Consider the following 17,570-nt stretch of genomic DNA (forward strand, 5'->3'; position numbering starts at 1 on the left):
GCCAGCGGCTTGCAATTGAGGTGCTCCACAGGGATAATGCGCCAGCGCGTTGGTTATCAACGCTCTCAATGGGGGCTCTGTTGGTTCTCCCGCAACGCTACTCTGTTCACCAGGTCAGGTCCGGAAGGAAGCAGCCAGGGCAGACGACGTGGGTGCCGGGATGTAGCTGGCAGGGCCCCCACCCATTTGTGTTCTTCTCTGAAGTTTCCCCCTATATAAACCTTCTCAATTATGTGCCTATTTTGTTCGTGCAATATCTCCTTCATTGAACTGAAATAATAATGTCATAAACCTGTAATAATAGACTGTCATTTTATTATCGGGCGTCTTTTTGTTGTCATAAGCAAAAAAATATATATCTGGATAACAAACTTATCTTCGTGTATTAAATTAAACACGTGTTCCGAAAGGATGTGACAATCATGGTAACTGCGGTTTTAAACGTTAAAATTGATGAAGCGCTAAAAGAAAGACTCCGCCACTATGCGGAAGACAATAATGAGAATTTAAGCGTGACCACAGAGAAACTGCTGCTGCTGGCATTTGAAGCAGTAGAAGAGGCGGGAGTATCGGAAGAGGATGTTGATAATCAGCATACGGAAGAAGAGAGCGTAAATCCATTTACTCCTAAAGAAATCAAAGCACTACGTAAACTTCTGAAGAAGAGAAAATGAAACAACAACTATCGACTGCCAGCGATTACAACGAGGCCTGCAATCTGTTACGTTCGGGCTATGTGAAACATGTTCGTCTTGGCTGGAATGTCGGAAGCGATGAGTTCTTTCGAATTGCGTCTGACTGGTGTGATACCGGTGCGAAAATAAAGAAAGAAGGTGAAAATTTCATTATTTCGCTGAAAGGCTTCCCGATTCCTCCTCAACATTAAGTTGTTCTTCATGAAAACAGCTGACTGCATGCGTTACAGTCAGCTGTTTTTATTGTTTCTGGCGAATAATTTACACCAGGCTCCGTTTTACTGGCGGTGTACTTTTATTTAAGGCAAGCCACAGCGGTTTGATACGCAGTAATGCCTCTTCAAGTTCTGGCGAATTGAGTGAGAAGGGCATACGCAGGTAGCGGTCAAACGCGCCTGAAAGCCCAAAGCGCGTGCCGGTGCCCATAATGATGCCTGTCGTTTCCGCACGTGCCGCCAGTTGAGTCGCCAGCATGCCGGGTAGTTCAATCCAGTATGAAAGTCCTCCCTCCGCTTCCTGAAACCGCCATTCGGGGAAATGCTCCCGTAACATCTGGCCGCAGCGGTCACGCCGTTCTGCCAGCATTTCCCGCCGGGCAGGCAGGAAGGTTTCACTGTTTTCGATAAGCCACAGCGTGGCCAGCTGTTCCAGCACCGGAGAGCCCAGATCCAGCGTGTCGCGCGTCTGTGCGAGCGTGGCGATAGTGCGGGACGAGGCGCGGATCCAGCCGAGACGAAGCCCACCCCAGAAGCTTTTGCCTGCGGAACCCAGCGTAATCACCGCGGCCTCCGGGTTAAAGGCGGCCAGCGGCGGCGGCGGGGGAGCATCGAACCAGAGATCGACCATGGTTTCATCCACCACCAGCGTGGTGCGGGTTTGCGCGGCGATGTCGGTTATGCTCTGACGCGTCGCGGCATCCATGCAGCGCCCGGTCGGATTATGAAAATCCGGCATTAGATAGGCCAGACGCGGGGCTGTCTGGGCAAGCGTTGCGGCAAAACCATCGGTATCCCAGCCCGTTTCTGGCAGCGAGACGCCCACGGGCCGACATTGCGCCCCCTGAATCGCGGCTATCGCCAGCGGGTAGGTGGGATGATCCACCACCACGCGATCCCCGGGCCCGGTCATCATTCTTAAGATTAGGGCGAAGCCGCTGACGGCACCGTTCACCACCATCACTTCGTCTGCCCGGGTGGGCAGACCGCGTGCGGTATAGCGGGCGGCGATAGCTTCACGCAGCGCTGGAAGCCCAAGCTGATCGTACCCGGTCAGCGCCAGATTCGGCGTAATGGTCGTCAGCGCGTGGGTGTAGGCCTGATGGATCTCTGGCCCCGCGTTGAGCGCGGCGGTTGAGAGATCCAGCGCCGCGCTGGCAGTGGAAAGCGTGGGCACGGCCCGGCTGTCTGGCAGGATCGCCCGGGAACCGCTGCCGTGACGGCTCTCCAGAAAACCCTCTTCACGCAGATGCGCCAGCGCGCTGCTGATGGTGGTGCGGCTGACGTCCAGTGCGGCGGCCAGTTCCCGCTCTCCGGGCAGGCGAGTGTTTAGCGCCAGCCTGCCATCCAGAATTAATAGGCGTAACGCGTCAGCCAGCTGGCGCCACCGCGGGGTGCGGGAAGAGGTTTGTTGCCAGTGCCCTAACAGGCGAACCAGAGACTGGCTTCCAAAACGACGTGATGACATGTGCAGTCCACTATTTGAAAACTGGACATTAATCATAGTGCCATTTTCAGCGAAGATGGAAGCTGGTTCTTCGGAGAAGAGAAAATGGTGCGTCGTCTGGTACAACTTTATGTCGGTTTAGCCCTTTACGGACTTTCAACCGCGATGTTTATTCGTTCGGATCTGGGTGTTGATCCCTGGAATGTTTTTCACCTTGGCGTCGCCATCCAGGCCGGAATGAGCATCGGCACGGTGATGATTTTAACCGGGGCTGCGGTGCTGCTGCTATGGATCCCGCTGCGTCAGCTTCCGGGGCTGGGTACGGTCAGTAACGTGATTTGTATTGGCCTGGCGGCAGATGCATCAATGGCATTGATCCCGGAACTCACCTCGCTGCCCGTGCGCATCACCCTGCTGGTTTCCGGCATTGTGGTTAACGCCCTTGCCACCGGAATGTATATCGGCGCGGGTTTTGGCGCAGGCCCGCGCGACGGTCTGATGACCGGCATACACGCCCGGCTGGGCTGGTCGATCCGCAGCGTGCGTACCGCAATCGAGGTGACCGTGTTGATCGTCGGCTATCTCCTCGGGGGAGCGTTTGGCGTCGGAACCGTGCTGTATGCGTTAACCATCGGCCCGCTGATCCAGCTTTGTTTGCCGTGGTTTCGCCAGAGACCGCGCATGCAGAAAGCCGCGCAGCCGGAGCGGATTGCTTAATTTTGCGAAGCGCTCACAGGCTATAATGGCGTAACTGTGTCAGAATAGTGACTACCTTTTACGACGCCAGAATCTATGAAAGCGATCACTCTTTATGACGTTGCCCGCGTGGCGGGCGTTTCTTATCAGACCGTTTCCCGGGTGATTAACGACGCGGAACACGTTTCTGCCCGTACGCGGGAAAAGGTCCGACAGGCCATGGCGGCGCTACACTATGTACCTAACCGTGGCGCGCAGCAGCTGGCCGGAAAACGCACCCGCACGCTGGGGCTGATGACCAGCGATCTGGCGCTGCATGCGCCGTCGCAAATCGCCTCAGCTGTAAAATCCCGGGCAGTGGAGCAGGGGGCTGGCGTGCTCATCTCTATGGTGGAGCAGCCCGCGCAGTGTCAGGCTGCTTTGCAGGAGTTACTGGCGCAGCGCGTGGAGGCGCTGCTGGTGAACGTTCCGCTGGAAGATGCTCAGGCAGAAATGCTTCAGGAAATGGCCTCGCCGACCCCGGTTCTTTTTCTTGATGTTTCCCCCACAGCTCGGGTTAACAGCCTCGTTTTCAATGCTGAACAGGGCGCTGCCCTGGGGACGGAGCATCTGCTTTCGCTGGGGCACCGGCGAATTGCGCTGCTCGCCGGGCCGGAAAGTTCTGTCTCTGCCCGGGCTCGTCTGGCGGGATGGAAAACTACGCTGGCTCAGGCTGGCGTTGAGGCGTTTGCGGTGGCGCAGGGCGACTGGAGCGCGGCCTCGGGCTACGAGAAAGGGCATCAGCTTCTGGCGGGCGCACAGCTGCCGGAAGCGATCCTTGTGGCGAACGATCAGATGGCGCTTGGCGTTTTACGCGCCTGTGCGGAAAAAGGCGTTGCGGTACCGGGGCAGATCTCGGTTGTCGGGTTTGATGATACGGCTGACAGCGCGTGGTTTTCCCCTCCGCTGACCACCGTTCGGCAGGCGTTCCGCGAGGCCGGTGAACGCAGCGTGGAGTGGCTCCTGGCAACAGCCCGTCACGCCGAACCCTGGCAACAACAACTTCCCGTTACGTTGATCGTTCGTCATTCCACCGCGCCGCGCGCCGTACAACAGGCCGATCGTGAAGAGCTGGCGCAACAGCTAAGAACGCTGGCGCTGCTGGCGGAGAAACTGGCGCGCAGCTAGCGCTTTTGTGATCGTGCTCGCCTGGTGACGATCAAAGTCTTTACCGCCACCGTTTACCATGGCATGTTGACTAAAATTGTGAGCGCTTCGCAAAGAGGTTGATATGTCTTCCACATTGCCGCTGACCCTCAGCGCAATTCTGGCTCGTCGTGACTGGGAAAACCCGGGCGTGACGCAGTGGAATCGTCTGGCCGCACACGCGCCTTTTCATAGCTGGCGCGATGAAACCCTCGCCCGGGAGGATAAGCCTTCGCTGAGCGAGCGTCTGCTTAACGGCATCTGGCGATTCAGCTTTTTCCCGGCACCAGAGCAGGTGCCCGAGGCATGGGTAACGGGCGATCTGTCTGATGCCGTTGAGATGCCCGTGCCGTCGAACTGGCAGATGGAGGGATTCGATACCCCCATCTACACCAACGTCACCTATCCGATAAATGTGAACCCGCCCTATGTACCGGCTGAAAACCCAACCGGTTGTTACTCGCTCACATTTGACATGGATGATGCCTGGCTGCTCAGCGGGCAAACCCGCATTATCTTTGATGGGGTGAATTCAGCTTTTCATCTGTGGTGTAACGGCCAGTGGATGGGCTATTCCCAGGACAGCCGTCTGCCTGCGGAGTTCGACCTCAGCGCGGTGCTGCGACCGGGACAGAACCGCCTGGCGGTGATGGTGTTACGCTGGTGCGACGGAAGCTACCTGGAAGATCAGGACATGTGGCGGATGAGCGGCATTTTCCGTGACGTCTCGCTGCTGCACAAGCCGGAAACGCAGATTGCCGATTATCAGATCGTGACCGATCTGAATGCCGAATGCGATCGGGCGCTGCTCCGGGTTGACGTTGCGCTGGAAGGCTTACGCTATGCCGAATGCGAGGTGGCGTTTACCCTGTGGCGTAACGGCGAAGCCTGCGCGCAAATCACGCAACAGCCCGGATCGGCCATCGTGGACGAACGCGGCAGTTGGGCGGAGCGGCTCACGGTGGCGATACCCGTGAACAATCCCGCGCTGTGGAGCGCTGAAACACCGGAACGCTATCGTTTGACCATGTCGCTTCGGGATGTGCAGGGCAACATGCTGGAGACTGAAGCCTGCGATGTCGGTTTCAGACGCGTCGAAATCAGCAACGGCCTGCTGAAGCTTAACGGCAAACCGCTGCTGATCCGCGGCGTGAACCGTCATGAACATCATCCTGAGAAGGGGCAGGTGATGGATGAGGCGACCATGCGCCGCGACATCGAACTGATGAAGCAGCATAACTTCAATGCCGTGCGCTGCTCGCATTATCCGAATCACCCTCTGTGGTACACGCTTTGCGATCGCTACGGCCTGTACGTGGTCGATGAGGCGAATATTGAAACCCATGGCATGGTGCCGATGAGCCGCCTGGCGGACGATCCGCGCTGGCTGCCTGCCATGAGCGAACGCGTCACGCGTATGGTGCAGCGGGACCGGAATCATCCGTCCATCATCATCTGGTCCCTGGGGAATGAGTCCGGGCATGGGGCGAATCACGATGCGCTGTACCGCTGGCTGAAAACCACCGATCCCACGCGGCCGGTGCAGTACGAAGGCGGGGGGGGCAGTACGGCGGCAACCGATATTATTTGCCCGATGTATGCCCGCGTCGATCAGGATCAGCCGTTCCCGGCGGTGCCAAAGTGGTCGATTAAAAAGTGGATTGGTATGCCGGACGAAACCCGTCCGCTGATCCTGTGCGAGTATGCCCACGCGATGGGTAACAGCTTTGGCGGCTTTGCCAGCTACTGGCAGGCATTCCGCAGCCATCCCCGGTTGCAGGGCGGCTTTGTCTGGGACTGGGTCGATCAGGCGCTGACGAAAAAAGCGGAAGACGGCACGGCATTCTGGGCCTACGGCGGCGATTTTGGCGATAAGCCCAACGATCGTCAGTTCTGCCTCAACGGGCTGGTGTTTCCCGATCGCACCCCGCATCCCGCCCTTTACGAGGCACAGCGTGCCCAGCAGTTCTTTACCTTTACGCTGGTGAGCACCGCTCCGCTGGTCGTCGATATCCAGAGCGATTATCTGTTCCGTCATACTGACAACGAGAGTCTGCGATGGTCGGTGGCGCGTGACGGTGTGGTGTTGGCTTCCGGCGAAATAACCCTTTCTGTTGCGCCCCAGGGGACACAGCGCGTGGAGATCCCGCAGCCTGAACTTGTCGCTGAGCCGGGCGAGGTCTGGCTCAACGTGGAGATCGTTCAGCCGCAGGCCACGCCGTGGTCGCCGTCCGGCCACCGTTGTGCCTGGGATCAGTGGCCGCTCCCGGCTCCGCTGTACCTTACGCCACCGAAAGCAGACGGAACCCCACCACAGTTAACGGTGCAGGAAGAGGTGCTGGACATCACTCATCAGCAGCAGCGCTGGCAGTTTAGCCGTCTCACCGGCAACCTGACCCAGTGGTGGAACGCGGGCGCTGAAACGCTCCGTTCCCCGCTAACGGATAACTTTACCCGGGCGCCGCTGGATAATGACATTGGCGTCAGCGAGGCGACCCGCATCGATCCGAACGCGTGGGTGGAACGCTGGAAAGCGGCAGGGATGTATGAGATATCCTCGCGCCTTATCCAGTGTGAAGCGGAACAGCATGCCCGTGAGGTGGTGGTGACCACGCAGCACGTCTGGGAGCATCAGGGTAAAGCGCTGTTTATCAGCTACAAGGTCTGGCGGATTGATGACCACGGGTTACTGCACGGTGATGTGCAGGTGACGGTGGCGTCTGACATTCCTGAGCCCGCTCGCGTGGGCCTGAGCGTTATGCTGGCGGATATCCCGCAAACGGTGCGCTGGCTGGGGCTGGGCCCGCTGGAGAATTATCCGGACAGAAAACTGGCGGCGCAGCAGGGGCGCTGGGCGTTACCGCTGGACGCCATGCAGACGCCGTATATCTTCCCGACGGAGAACGGTTTACGCTGCGACACCCGTGAGCTGACGTTTGGCTCACATCACTTCCAGGGACAGTTCCATTTCTCCCTGAGCCGTTACAGCCAGCAGCAACTGCATACGACAACGCATCAGCACTTGCTGCGGGAAGAGGCTGGCTGCTGGTTGAATCTTGATGCCTTCCACATGGGCGTGGGGGGGGACGACTCATGGAGCCCGAGCGTAGCTCCCGCCTTCATTCTGCAAAACCGTCGGCTGCGCTACACGTTTTGCTGGCAGCAGAACGGCTGAGCCGATACGTGCGGCCACTGCCGTGGCCGCACGTAACACCGCGTAATGGGTTTATTTCCTGAGGTTGTGCTCGGCCCAGCGAATGAAATCTTCTTTAGGCAGCGCCTTGCTGAAATACCAGCCCTGTCCGTACTGCACGCCGTGGCGATGCAACCATTCGAGCTGCCCTTCAGTTTCAATGCCTTCTGCGACCATCGCCAGCTTAAGCGATTTGGCCATTTCGATGATGTGGGGAGTCACGTTCTTATACTCCAGCGCGTCCACAAAGGATTTATCAATCTTCAGGGTATCGACATCAAGATCCTGCAAATAGCTCAGGCTGGAGTAACCCGTACCAAAATCATCAATGTAGATGGCATGCCCGGAGCGCCGAAACGCAGCGATGGCAGGGGCGCTGACGGCAGGATCGGCAAAGCCGCGCTCGGTCAATTCAAGGGCGATCTGGCGCGGGTGGACGCCCCATTTGTTGAGCAATTGACTCAGCAGGCGAGGCAGCTCGGGGGACGTTAAATCGGCTGGCGAAAGGTTGACAGAAATGTGCAGTTCCGGGTGATGATGCAGCCAGGCACCTAAATCCTCAAACACCTTATTCACCACCAGCTGTGTCAGCGTTGAAATAAGCCCCGTCTGCTCCGCCAGGGGAACAAAGAGATTAGGCGACAGGTCACTGCCATCTGGCTGCGGCCAGCGCATCAGCGCTTCTGCACCCACCAGTTTTCCACTGCATAGCGCCACAATGGGCTGATAGTGAACCTCGATCTCCCGGTTGTTGATCGCGTCGATCAGCCGGTTACGCGGGGAAAGCAAACGGCGGAGGATGCGAAGCACAATAAGGGCTGCAACCAGGCTTATCAGTATGCCTGCCGGTAGCCAGATGATCAGCTGCTGATGCCAGGATGCCGCGAGCGGTTTTAACGATGCCCAGGCAATAACCGTAAGCCCCAGTTCTGGCACCGGTTTCAACACGTACATCGAGCCGTTGTATTGCACGCGCTTAACGTCCTGCTGCTCCTTAACGACAGAAAGAATATACGGGTCGAGAATATTGCTTCTGGCAAATATCCGATGGGTTTCGCTTCCCACCAGGGCGGCATCCATCGAAATGTCACCGAACGGGACAACATCCACAAGCGACTCCGGATCGACCATTACCAGATAATGTCCTTTCCCCAGAACGGCCATATAACGGTGAATGCCGAGGTCGTTTTGCGAGGTGAGCCACGCGCTATATCCGTCTGCGGTGATCCGCATCGGGGGCGGTAAGATCGCCGTATTACTGGATTGTTCCAGAGAGGAGCAGAGCGGCTTCAGGTTATCGATATACATCACTTCCTGAATATAGCGCCATGAGAACGCGACACGACGCATTTCGCGTAAGTGCGGAGGAGTGCAGGGCGGGGCGTTGAACAACTGTAGGTGCGTGAGCGCCTGTTTTGCCTGCGCAACGACTCTGTCGGTACGGATCAGGGCGCGCGAGGCATATCTGTCCAGTGCATCCACAAATTTCGCCTCTGCCTGACGATGCGCCAGCCAGATACTGAGGCACACAGGGACCAGCACAGAGAAGATCAGTACGCCTGTCACCAGGCTGACCAGATGTCGGGTTCGCATGCTGCTGTATCCTTTCCATATGCCCGACCAGGGCATGGAGTTTGCGCGCCAGATGAAAAATTTTTTATCGCTAAATGATATAGTTATAGCATGTAACAGTCTCTGGCAGTATTTGAAAAAACCTTTCAAAAACAGGCTGTGCGTCACAGGGGTTGTTTTTGCAGCAAAGCTCAGATAGTATTTTGTTATGTTATAACAATACATGAAGGCCAGAGATGAAACCGAATATCCATCCAACCTATCGCACCGTTGTGTTTCACGACACCACGGCTAATGAATATTTTAAAGTTGGCTCAACGATTAAGACAGACCGTGAAATTGAGCTTGAGGGGAAAACGTATCCCTACGTTACTCTTGATGTCTCCTCTAAATCACATCCGTTTTATACCGGGAAGCAGAAGACCTTCTCGACGGATGGCAGCGCGGCACGCTTCCGCAAGCGTTTTGGTGGCTTTCTTGATGCGAAGCGAGGCTAATCATGCAGGTGCTTAACTCATTGCGCAGTGCAAAACAGCGTCACCCGGATTGCCAGATAGTCAAACGCAAGGGACGCTTATACGTGATTTGCAAATCTAACCCGCGCTTTAAGGCGGTGCAGGGGCGTAAAAAAAGACGCTAGACGCGCATTTCTCGCCAGCTTTCCAGGGATCTTTTCTGTTTGCCATCGACGGTAAAATTGTCGGTGGCAAGCCAGCTTTCAAACGCGCTCGCCAGCGCTGACCACTCTTTGTCGAGAATTGAAAACCAGTCGGTGTCCCGGTTTCGGCCTTTAATGACCAGCGCCTGGCGAAAACGCCCTTCAAACTGAAACCCAAGACGCAGGGCCGCTTTGCGGGAGGGTTCGTTCAGGCTGTTGCACTTCCATTCATAACGTCGGTAGCCCAGGGTATCGAACACGTACCGCATCAGTAGATACTGCGCTTCTGTCGACATGGGCGTGCGGCTTAACAGTGACGAGAAGTGAACATGTCCCACTTCTACAACGCCGTTTTTAGGATCGATCCGCATAAGGGACAGCGTCCCGACAGGAGATTGGGTCTGGTTATCGATAACGCTAAAGTGGATGGGATCGGATAATTTGCTCACGCTCGCCACCCATTCGGCAAACTCTTCTGCGGTGGCATCGGGTTCACGCAGCAGCCACGTCCAGCTTCGGGTATCTCCGGCCAGGGAATACGCAGAGAACAACGCGTGGGCATGCTCCACGCGCAGCGGCTCAAGCCGACAATAGCGACCCTGAAGTACCACCCGGGACGGGTGCGGGCGAGGCTGCCAGTCGGTAAGGCTTTCCCCTACAGGTTGTCCAAACTCATTGAATATACTCATCTTTATTTCCACGATGTTGAAAAGATCTCCAGATTAGTGAATTACTGGTTCCTTAAAAAGAACCACCAGGCTATGTTTTTCTGGTACCACGAGGAGGTAAAGATGAATATACCGGGTGATGAGCTATACACCCTGCTCCATGCTGCGCTGAAAAAACGTGGGGAAGAAACGCTCCAGCGCGCGCTCTACCTTGCTTTGCGGGAGGCCATACTGTGCGGAAGGCTTCGGTCCGGCAGTCATTTGCCCGGCTCGCGAACGCTGGCGCAGCAGATCTCGGTGTCCCGAAACACCGTTAATGCGGCGCTGGACCAGCTCACGCTCGAAGGTTATTTGCTGCGTAGCCGCCAGGGTACGCGGGTGGGGCAATTCACTCCTCGGACGCTTGCCCGGACATTACCGGACCCGGACGTCAGGCTGACAAAACGTGTCGCGCTACTGCCCGCGCCTGTGCCGCGCGACACTCCGGTGATGGCGTTTACGCCGGGAACGCCTGCCATCAACTATTTCCCCTTGCCGCTGTGGCGGCGGTTGTACGATCGCGTCCTGCGCGAGGAGGGAAGCGCCCTGTTAGGGTATGGTGACCCAGCCGGCGAGCCGACGCTACGGGCCGCCATTGCCCGCCATCTTGCGCTCTCCCGCGGCATTGACTGCGATGCCAGCCAGATTGTGATAACCGAAGGGGCACTGGAGGGCGTCAATCTGTGCACGATGCTGTTAAGCGAGCCGGGGGATGTCGCCTGGGTTGAAAATCCCGGCTATAGCGGCGCTATAAGCGCTTTCGTCAAAACCGGCCTGGCGATGAGCGGCATACCGGTTGATGACGAGGGGATGTGCTGGGAAGGGTTGTGTGCGCCTTCACCCACGCTGATTTTTACCTCGCCATCGCATCAGTTCCCTTACGGAAGCGTGCTCAGCGCGCGGCGGCGTCTGGCGCTGCTGGAACTGGCCCGGCAGCACAGCGCGTGGATCATTGAGGACGATTACGACAGCGAATTCCGTTATGCCGGTGAGCCAGTACCGGCGATGCTGGGAATGGTCAACAATGCGCCCGTTGTGTATCTGGGGACGTTCAGCAAAACGCTGTTTCCGTCGCTCAGAATGGGGTTCATGGTATTACCGCCAGCGCTGGCGAAGGCGGCGCGTCCGGCCATCGGCTCGCTGCTGCGCGGCGGGCATCGCGCTGAACAGCGCACCCTGGCGCTATTTATTGAGGAAGGCCACTATGCGCGACATCTTGCCGCCATGCGCCGACTTTATCGTAAGCGATACCGCCAGCTGCGGGAGGTGCTAAGCGCAGAGCTTCATACGCCGCACCGTGTTCTTGCCGGAGAAGGAGGGATGCACCTGGCGCTGGCAATTGACGGTATCGACGACCAGCGGCTGGTGGAGCAGGCAAGAGCGTTTCAGCTGGCACCCGCTGCACTGAGCGGGTACTACCTTGAGACGACGCAGGGGCAAACCGGTCTGGTTTTAGGTTACGGCAATACCTCTGCTTCGCAGTTTGCGCCGGGTATTCGACGTCTTCAGGCGCTCATTACACAGCAGCGGGGCGGGAAAGGGTAAAGACATCATAAAAAGAGAGCTGGCCCTTGGTGATGACCATTTTCTGCAACTTCTCTTTTTGCCCGGCTTCGACAGCCGGCGAGTGCAGGATGCTGTCGATCAGCTCCTTCGGCACGTAACGCGTGTTGTACCACTCCCCGTTGTAGCAGACGCGGAAATCGAGTACGTCGATATCTTCATACCGGTAACGCGGATTGACGTCGAAAAAGAAAAACGCGTTAAACACCACGAACAGCACAACCAGCAGCCAGACGGAATCGACCAGCGTTTCAGACTTCAGCATGACGATAAGCGTTGCCAGCCAGGCGGCGTACATGGCGACGAACAATCCGGGATGTTTGCGAATAAAGCTGATGCTAAAGCGCGGACGATTGTCGCGCTTTTCGCGGGTATTGAGCTCGTCGATGGTGGCGGTAAGCAGGCGCTGTATCTCTGTCATTTTTTGCCTTTATGATTGTTAAAAATACAGGTGATCTGCCTATTTTATGAGAGGGGTTTATGCGATGAAAGTAACAGTTATGCCAGGAAAAAGCATAACAGTTACTCAGGATGCGCTTAGATCATTTTAATGATTTTCGCCGGATTCCCGCCCACTACCGCATTGGCCGGCACGTCTTTGGTCACTACCGCGCCGGAAGCGATAACCGCATTATCGCCAATGGTCACGCCCGGATTAATCACCGCGCGTCCGCCGATCCAGACGTTATGGCCTATGGTGACCGATTTACCGTACTCCAGCCCGCTGTTACGTTCGGTCGCGTCCAGAGGATGCGTGGCCGTATAAATGTGCACCCCCGGTGCGAGCATACAGTTATCGCCAATGCGGATAGGGCAGACGTCCAGCATGACGCAGTCGAAGTTGGCGTAAAAATTGTTGCCCAGATAGATGTTATAGCCGTAGTCGCAGCGGAAACTCGGCTCAATATAAGCGCCTTCGCTTTGACCCAGCAGGTCAGATAATAAGGCGCGACGTTCGGCCTTCTCATCGGGTGCGGTATGGTTATAGCGGTGAACAATATGACGAGCGCGTAAACGGTCAGCCCTCAGCGTGTCATCGCCGGGGCGATAATATTCACCGGCAATCATCTTCTGTTTTTCTTCACTCATGGGAACCTCTCTGGAATCGTTTTACGTAGCGTAAAGAGGATTAGCCAGAAAGGGAACGTTCCCTAAAAGTGGCTGTGACGGGAGTCACAACATTCTTGCGTATAAATACGTTTTATACGGGGACCTGGCGTTTGCACTTGAAGCGTAATACGAAAGGTAAATTCAGCTTAACAACGGGCGTAGTGCCTTAAAGTCTCTCTTCAGGGCGTAGTGCCTTAAAGTCTCTCTTCAGGGCGTAGTGCCTTAAAGTCTCTCTTCAACGACTAACGAACAAATTTCCATACCGAAGAGGGGATCTTGTCATAGAGTTTATTCATGGTCAGTTCAGCAAGACGATGGTCGGCAGCTGAATAAAATACCGCCAGTTCATTATCAGACAGCTCGTATTTATTTTTCTCAATAACACGTTCGAGCGTGTCAATTGACTGACAGCGTCGCAGGCGCATCAAATAATCGACTTTAGTTAATGGTTTATCAGACATAAAATTCACCTTAGTATTTGTAATAATTTTAACAGGAAAGACTAACCGGATTAGCTCTGCTGACATTCGTGAAGCAGCGAAATAGACGGTTTCCTGATTTACGCCATTTCTGCAAATCCTGTGCGTTAATGCCGTAGCTGCTGAACAACATAAAGGTGTCGTCCAGGTATTCATCAATTTGCTCTATCAACTTATTATCTTCATTGTACTTAATTTTATAATTAAGTGCGAAGGTTGCGATATGCTCGATCAGCTCATTAAGCTGTAAATTGATAGCAGACGTTGGATCGTTCACCCAGCCATGGTTACTTTCTTCAAGATTGGCAAGGCAGTCATGGTACAAGGATTCGCAGAGAAATTTCAACTGCGCGATATCATGCCTTTTTGGCGAGTACTCGTCCATAGCGCATCCCCTTCTGAGTGATTTTTTACTCACCGAACATCATGTCGGGATGGATACAACTTGCTTAGCCACACGGGAGCTGTGTTCCTGATAACTCTAACTATAAGCCACTCTGATCAGGATTTCACCGCGCTATTACGAAAAATTACAATTAAAACGTTTCCTTGCGAGCGCTTACGCAAATGTGACCTCAGACGCGAACACTTTTATCGAGAGAAACCCTTTTTTTAATCCGTTCCTTAAGATTCATTGAGTTAGCGCAATGTTTCATTTGAAGTCCGGATTCAGATGTCTTCGGCATTTACGATGATTTAGGATTTGTCCGAATATTTTAGACGATGAATTGATATTAAAAGAATGCTGAATTCTACGATTAGCTTATCGGATTATTATGATAAGTCTTATCAGGACGGGTGAAAATAAATAAAACGACAATAAGACTATTTTATGAATTTTTCTGAAAATGAAAAAGGCCGCAAATGCGGCCTTTTTATCATGTGAAACCGGTATCAGTGATGTTCTACCGAATGATTGTGCTCCACATCTTCATTTTTGCGGCTAAAGCGGCGACGTACCACCACGAAGAACACCGGTACAAAGAAGATGGCGAGAACGGTCGCAGTGACCATACCACCCATTACACCGGTACCTACCGCGTTCTGTGCGCCGGAGCCTGCGCCTGAGCTGATAACCAGCGGCATAACGCCGAGGATAAACGCCAGGGACGTCATCAGGATTGGACGCAGACGCATACGAACGGCTTCAAGCGTTGCTTCAATCAGGCCTTTACCTTCTTTCTCCATCAGATCTTTGGCGAATTCGACGATAAGTATCGCGTTCTTCGCCGACAAGCCAATGGTTGTCAGCAGGCCCACCTGGAAGTAAACGTCGTTAGTCAGCCCACGGAAGGTTGCGGCAAGCAGCGCACCGATAACCCCCAGCGGAACCACGAGCATAACGGAGAACGGAATCGACCAGCTCTCATACAATGCCGCCAGACACAGGAACACCACAATCAGTGAAATAGCGTACAGGGTAGGGGCCTGGTTACCGGACAGACGTTCCTGATAGGACATACCGGTCCAGTCGTAGCCAATACCCGCAGGCAGTTTGCTGGCCAACTCTTCCATCAGGTTCATGGCTTCACCGGTGCTTCGGCCCGGCGCCGCCTGACCGAGGATCTCCATCGATGGCAAGCCGTTATAACGCTCCAGACGCGGCGAACCGTATTCCCAGCGCGAAGTTGAGAAGGCGGAGAACGGCACCATCTGGCCATCGCTGCCGCGAACGTACCAGTTGTTGATATCGTTCGGCAGCATACGGTATTGCGCTTCGGACATGACGTACACTTTCTTCACGCGACCACGGTCGATGAAGTCGTTGACGTAGCTGCCACCCCAGGCTGCACCCAGCGTGGTATTGATGTCACTGATGGACACACCCAGCGCCTGTGCTTTTTCCTGGTCGATATCGATCTTGTACTGCGGCGTATCTTCCAGACCGTTAGGACGCACGCCCACCAGCAGGTCAGGGTGTTTAGCCACCTCGCCAAATAGCTGGTTACGCGCCTGAGTCAGTTTTTCGTGGCCCAGACCGCCCTGGTCAATCAGCTGGAAGTCGAAGCCGGTCGCCGTACCCAGTTCAACAATCGCTGGCAGGTTAAAGGCGAAGACCATCGCATCTTTAATCTGTGAGAAGGTACCCATGGCCCGGTTGGTAATGGCTTCAACTTTGTTCTCATCACCCGGGCGTTCGGACCAGTCTTTCAGAGAAACGAAGGCAATACCGGTGTTCTGACCACGACCCGCGAAGCCAAAGCCGTTAACCGCAAACACGGATTCGACGTTGTCTTTCTCTTTGGTCAGGAAGTAGTCGGTCATCTCATCCAGCACTTTTTGCGTACGTTCTTGCGTCGCACCCGCCGGAAGCTGAGCCATGCTCAGGAACACGCCCTGGTCTTCATCTGGCAGGAACGAGCTTGGCAGACGAACAAACAGGAAAGCCATGCCCACCACGATGATGATATAGAGCAGCAGATAACGACCGGTGCTGCGCAGGATGTTCCCCACGCTGTCGGTGTAGTGGTGCGTACTCTTATCAAACATGCGGTTAAACCAGCCGAAGAACCCTTTGTGCTCGCCGTGGCCACCTTTCTTAATCGGCTTCAGCATGGTCGCACACAGGGCTGGCGTCAGAATCAGGGCTACCAGCACCGACAGCGCCATCGCGGAAACGATGGTAATAGAGAACTGACGGTAAATCGCACCGGTTGAACCACCGAAGAAGGCCATCGGGATAAATACCGCAGACAGAACCATCGCGATACCGACCAGCGCGCCCTGGATCTGGCCCATTGATTTACGGGTTGCTTCCTTCGGCGGCAGGCCTTCTTCCGCCATCACACGCTCAACGTTTTCGACCACTACGATGGCGTCATCCACCAGCAGGCCGATGGCGAGCACCATCCCGAACATCGTCAGGGTGTTTATCGAATAGCCAAATATCGCCAGAACCGCGAAGGTGCCGAGCAGTACAACCGGCACGGCGATGGTTGGGATCAGCGTTGCGCGGAAGTTTTGCAGGAACAGGTACATTACCAGGAAGACGAGGATGATCGCCTCAACCAGGGTTTTAACCACTTCGTGAATCGAAATTTTAACGAACGGCGTGGTGTCATACGGGTAAACAATTTTCAGACCTGACGGGAAGAAAGGTTCCATCTTCTTCAGTTCTGCACGGATAGCCGTCGCGGTGTCCAGGGCGTTCGCACCAGTCGCCAGTTTGATACCTAAACCGGAAGCCGGTTTACCGTTGAACTTCGCAATAACGTCGTAGTTCTCGCCACCCAGCTCCACTTTCGCCACGTCACGCAGGCGAACCTGCGAACCGTCCTGATTCACCTTCAGCAGAATTTTACTGAACTCATCCGCCGAGGTCAGACGCGTTTGCGCGATGATAGACGCGTTAAGCTGCTGGCCTTTCACCGGCGGCGTGCCGCCTAACTGACCGGCTGCAACCTGGGCGTTTTGCGCTTTAATTGCGCTGATCACGTCAACCGGGGTCAGCTGGAAGTTGTTCAGCTTATTCGGATCCATCCAGATACGCATCGCGTACTGTGAACCGAACAGCTGAACGTCACCCACACCAGACGTACGGCTGATGGCGTCCTTCATGTTGGCGCCCACGTAGTCGGAAATATCTTCCTGCGTCATGGTGCCATCGGTGTTAATCACGCCGACAACCATCAGGAAGCTACTGGACGATTTCTCGACGCTCACACCCTGTTGTTGCACTTCCTGCGGCAGCAGGGGCATCGCCAACTGCAGTTTGTTCTGCACCTGAACCTGCGCAATGTCCGCATCCGTACCGGATTCAAAGGTCAGGGTAATCTGAACTGTACCGGTTGAGTCACTGTTTGAGGACATGTACATCAGGTTATCGATACCGTTCATGTTCTGTTCGATAACCTGCGTAACGGTGTCCTGCACCGTTTTGGCATCAGCGCCCGGGTAGGTTGCGGAGATCGTCACTGCCGGCGGCGCAATCGTTGGATATTGCGCAACAGGCAGCTTCAGGATCGCAAGTCCCCCGGCCAGCATGATGATAATGGCGATCACCCACGCAAATATGGGGCGATCGATAAAGAAATTAGGCATGTCTTAACG

General features: G+C 55.2%; 16 protein-coding genes and 1 other RNA gene. 9 read left to right on the forward strand and 8 right to left on the reverse strand.

The annotated features are described in order from the left end of the window. Positions 1 to 78: 78 nt before the first annotated feature. From ffs to ACOT1A_RS13330, 3 genes are all read left to right on the forward strand, one after another. Positions 79 to 175: signal recognition particle sRNA small type (gene ffs, locus ACOT1A_RS13320), an RNA gene on the forward strand. Between the two features lie 247 nt (positions 176 to 422). Continuing rightward, complete coding sequence (locus ACOT1A_RS13325; RefSeq protein WP_022647261.1) at positions 423 to 674, forward strand: hypothetical protein; 252 nt, start codon at positions 423 to 425, stop codon at positions 672 to 674. Continuing rightward, complete coding sequence (locus tag ACOT1A_RS13330; RefSeq protein ID WP_006809861.1) at positions 671 to 886, forward strand: hypothetical protein; 216 nt, start codon at positions 671 to 673, stop codon at positions 884 to 886. Before ACOT1A_RS13325 ends, ACOT1A_RS13330 begins: the two co-directional genes overlap by 4 nt. A gap of 70 nt (positions 887 to 956) precedes the next feature. Here the strand turns inward: ACOT1A_RS13330 and ACOT1A_RS13335 are convergent, their stop codons facing one another. Further along, positions 957 to 2,378: a PLP-dependent aminotransferase family protein gene (locus ACOT1A_RS13335; RefSeq protein WP_045622302.1), complete on the reverse strand. Its 1,422-nt coding sequence runs from the start codon at positions 2,376 to 2,378 to the stop codon at positions 957 to 959. A gap of 84 nt (positions 2,379 to 2,462) precedes the next feature. Between ACOT1A_RS13335 and ACOT1A_RS13340 the strand changes: the two genes are divergently transcribed. From ACOT1A_RS13340 to ACOT1A_RS13350, 3 genes are all read left to right on the forward strand, one after another. After that, a complete protein-coding gene (locus tag ACOT1A_RS13340; RefSeq protein ID WP_022647263.1) occupies positions 2,463 to 3,074 on the forward strand; it encodes a YczE/YyaS/YitT family protein in 612 nt (203 codons plus the stop codon). A gap of 75 nt (positions 3,075 to 3,149) precedes the next feature. Beyond that, positions 3,150 to 4,220 (forward strand): LacI family DNA-binding transcriptional regulator, encoded by a 1,071-nt coding sequence (locus tag ACOT1A_RS13345; RefSeq protein ID WP_045307885.1) that lies wholly within the window; start codon positions 3,150 to 3,152, stop codon positions 4,218 to 4,220. A gap of 103 nt (positions 4,221 to 4,323) precedes the next feature. Continuing rightward, the gene (locus tag ACOT1A_RS13350) at positions 4,324 to 7,413 is read left to right on the forward strand and encodes a beta-galactosidase (RefSeq protein ID WP_105322504.1); all 3,090 of its coding nucleotides are present in this window, start codon (positions 4,324 to 4,326) and stop codon (positions 7,411 to 7,413) included. 51 nt (positions 7,414 to 7,464) lie between these two features. Here the strand turns inward: ACOT1A_RS13350 and ACOT1A_RS13355 are convergent, their stop codons facing one another. Then, complete coding sequence (locus ACOT1A_RS13355) at positions 7,465 to 9,024, reverse strand: EAL domain-containing protein (protein WP_058676947.1); 1,560 nt, start codon at positions 9,022 to 9,024, stop codon at positions 7,465 to 7,467. A gap of 215 nt (positions 9,025 to 9,239) precedes the next feature. Between ACOT1A_RS13355 and ACOT1A_RS13360 the strand changes: the two genes are divergently transcribed. After that, the gene (locus ACOT1A_RS13360) at positions 9,240 to 9,500 is read left to right on the forward strand and encodes a type B 50S ribosomal protein L31 (RefSeq protein WP_015571255.1); all 261 of its coding nucleotides are present in this window, start codon (positions 9,240 to 9,242) and stop codon (positions 9,498 to 9,500) included. Positions 9,501 to 9,502: 2 nt separating this feature from the next. Further along, on the forward strand, positions 9,503 to 9,643 hold the full coding sequence (gene ykgO, locus ACOT1A_RS13365) for a type B 50S ribosomal protein L36 (protein ID WP_003859006.1): 141 nt from the start codon (positions 9,503 to 9,505) through the stop codon (positions 9,641 to 9,643). Here the strand turns inward: ykgO and ACOT1A_RS13370 are convergent. Then, a complete protein-coding gene (locus ACOT1A_RS13370) occupies positions 9,640 to 10,350 on the reverse strand; it encodes a GNAT family N-acetyltransferase (RefSeq protein WP_126291304.1) in 711 nt (236 codons plus the stop codon). The two genes, ykgO and ACOT1A_RS13370, sit on opposite strands and share 4 nt — an antisense overlap. A 102-nt stretch (positions 10,351 to 10,452) precedes the next feature. On the opposite strand from ACOT1A_RS13370, the gene ACOT1A_RS13375 reads away from it, so the two are divergent. After that, positions 10,453 to 11,913, forward strand: a complete 1,461-nt coding sequence (locus ACOT1A_RS13375; RefSeq protein ID WP_276170053.1) for a PLP-dependent aminotransferase family protein — start codon at positions 10,453 to 10,455, stop codon at positions 11,911 to 11,913. On the opposite strand, the gene ACOT1A_RS13380 is transcribed toward ACOT1A_RS13375, so the two are convergent. The 5 genes from ACOT1A_RS13380 to acrB form a co-directional block, all read right to left on the reverse strand. Next, complete coding sequence (locus ACOT1A_RS13380) at positions 11,885 to 12,352, reverse strand: YlaC family protein (RefSeq protein WP_022647269.1); 468 nt, start codon at positions 12,350 to 12,352, stop codon at positions 11,885 to 11,887. The genes ACOT1A_RS13375 and ACOT1A_RS13380 overlap by 29 nt on opposite strands. Positions 12,353 to 12,468: 116 nt before the next feature. Beyond that, on the reverse strand, positions 12,469 to 13,020 hold the full coding sequence (gene maa, locus ACOT1A_RS13385; RefSeq protein WP_023305596.1) for a maltose O-acetyltransferase: 552 nt from the start codon (positions 13,018 to 13,020) through the stop codon (positions 12,469 to 12,471). Positions 13,021 to 13,283: 263 nt separating this feature from the next. Next, complete coding sequence (locus ACOT1A_RS13390) at positions 13,284 to 13,502, reverse strand: HHA domain-containing protein (RefSeq protein ID WP_015571250.1); 219 nt, start codon at positions 13,500 to 13,502, stop codon at positions 13,284 to 13,286. Positions 13,503 to 13,530: 28 nt separating this feature from the next. Further along, positions 13,531 to 13,905 (reverse strand): Hha toxicity modulator TomB, encoded by a 375-nt coding sequence (tomB, locus tag ACOT1A_RS13395; RefSeq protein ID WP_006809850.1) that lies wholly within the window; start codon positions 13,903 to 13,905, stop codon positions 13,531 to 13,533. 509 nt (positions 13,906 to 14,414) lie between these two features. Next, complete coding sequence (gene acrB / locus ACOT1A_RS13400; RefSeq protein WP_368958441.1) at positions 14,415 to 17,561, reverse strand: multidrug efflux RND transporter permease subunit AcrB; 3,147 nt, start codon at positions 17,559 to 17,561, stop codon at positions 14,415 to 14,417. Positions 17,562 to 17,570 lie beyond the last annotated feature (9 nt).

Source organism: Enterobacter cloacae complex sp. SYL003, assembly GCF_049236925.1.
Classification (GTDB): Bacteria; Pseudomonadota; Gammaproteobacteria; order Enterobacterales; family Enterobacteriaceae; genus Enterobacter; species Enterobacter intestinihominis.

Bases quoted from the DNA above. Each gene is read 5' to 3' on its own strand.
- ACOT1A_RS13325 (WP_022647261.1), top strand. From the start codon at position 423: ATGGTAACTGCGGTTTTAAACGTTAAAATTGATGAAGCGCTAAAAGAA.
- ACOT1A_RS13330 (WP_006809861.1), top strand. From the start codon at position 671: ATGAAACAACAACTATCGACTGCCAGCGATTACAACGAGGCCTGCAAT.
- ACOT1A_RS13335 (WP_045622302.1), bottom strand. From the start codon at position 2,378: ATGTCATCACGTCGTTTTGGAAGCCAGTCTCTGGTTCGCCTGTTAGGG.
- ACOT1A_RS13340 (WP_022647263.1), top strand. From the start codon at position 2,463: ATGGTGCGTCGTCTGGTACAACTTTATGTCGGTTTAGCCCTTTACGGA.
- ACOT1A_RS13345 (WP_045307885.1), top strand. From the start codon at position 3,150: ATGAAAGCGATCACTCTTTATGACGTTGCCCGCGTGGCGGGCGTTTCT.
- ACOT1A_RS13350 (WP_105322504.1), top strand. From the start codon at position 4,324: ATGTCTTCCACATTGCCGCTGACCCTCAGCGCAATTCTGGCTCGTCGT.
- ACOT1A_RS13355 (WP_058676947.1), bottom strand. From the start codon at position 9,024: ATGCGAACCCGACATCTGGTCAGCCTGGTGACAGGCGTACTGATCTTC.
- ACOT1A_RS13360 (WP_015571255.1), top strand. From the start codon at position 9,240: ATGAAACCGAATATCCATCCAACCTATCGCACCGTTGTGTTTCACGAC.
- ykgO (WP_003859006.1), top strand. From the start codon at position 9,503: ATGCAGGTGCTTAACTCATTGCGCAGTGCAAAACAGCGTCACCCGGAT.
- ACOT1A_RS13370 (WP_126291304.1), bottom strand. From the start codon at position 10,350: ATGAGTATATTCAATGAGTTTGGACAACCTGTAGGGGAAAGCCTTACC.
- ACOT1A_RS13375 (WP_276170053.1), top strand. From the start codon at position 10,453: ATGAATATACCGGGTGATGAGCTATACACCCTGCTCCATGCTGCGCTG.
- ACOT1A_RS13380 (WP_022647269.1), bottom strand. From the start codon at position 12,352: ATGACAGAGATACAGCGCCTGCTTACCGCCACCATCGACGAGCTCAAT.
- maa (WP_023305596.1), bottom strand. From the start codon at position 13,020: ATGAGTGAAGAAAAACAGAAGATGATTGCCGGTGAATATTATCGCCCC.
- ACOT1A_RS13390 (WP_015571250.1), bottom strand. From the start codon at position 13,502: ATGTCTGATAAACCATTAACTAAAGTCGATTATTTGATGCGCCTGCGA.
- tomB (WP_006809850.1), bottom strand. From the start codon at position 13,905: ATGGACGAGTACTCGCCAAAAAGGCATGATATCGCGCAGTTGAAATTT.
- acrB (WP_368958441.1), bottom strand. From the start codon at position 17,561: ATGCCTAATTTCTTTATCGATCGCCCCATATTTGCGTGGGTGATCGCC.